The organism is Wolbachia endosymbiont of Glossina morsitans morsitans (assembly GCF_000689175.1).
GTDB lineage: Bacteria > Pseudomonadota > Alphaproteobacteria > Rickettsiales > Anaplasmataceae > Wolbachia > Wolbachia pipientis.
On the sequence record NZ_AWUH01000123.1, the window covers coordinates 1575 to 2302 of the forward strand.

1 pseudogene is annotated in these 728 nt (G+C 33.7%); it reads left to right on the forward strand.

Annotated features, from left to right (window positions below):
* Positions 1-706 (forward strand): annotated as a pseudogene (locus WGMM_RS02980) (ankyrin repeat domain-containing protein); the annotation flags it as partial.
* Between the last annotated feature and the right edge of the window lie 22 nt (positions 707-728).

Below are 728 nucleotides of genomic sequence, written 5' to 3' on the forward strand. Positions count from 1 at the left end.
TATAATATGTCAATTAGTATCAAAAGGGGCAGTGTTCGGTAATACAGTTGATGCTAACACACTGACATCAGAATTTAAAGAGCATAAAACTAACCTAAAAAAAGCTTATAGAGATTATGTTAGCAATTCTCATAAATTTATTGAAATCGCAAAAAGTGCAACCAATAGCGAGCTAAAAGATGCAAGAGTAGATAACTCCGTTTTTTACTTAGAATATTCTAAAGATAGTAAAATAGACATTATAAAGATAACAGATGGGGCAAGGGATTTAGGTCTAACCGATGGAGATGTAAAGTGTGGAAGAAATATAGTAAAGATCGGTAGTAGTGAAGTAGAAATTCAAACTGAAGGTGGAATAAGGTATTACACAGATCTTACAGAAGGCAGCGATATAGTATTAACCTTCTATACTAGTTTGGGAAATATAGACGTTAGACTGTATCCTGACGTACAGGATAAAAGCAAAATTATAGTAAAAGTGAGTAATAGAGAGGAAATATTAGAAAAATTCAAAGATCGAAAAGAAGAATTAGGTAATGATTGCGCACTTGGTGAAGATTTGGTTTATGATGCTATTGAAAATGGGTACTTTGAAAGATCTGGTGGATTAATGCGCCCTGAGGTAATAACCGAGTCTAACAACAAATGGACAGAACGTGAAGAGTTAAGAAGGACTTCTGATCCTAGGAGAGAAGTTTCTAGGTAGATAATTTGCTAAGAAAGTTGAA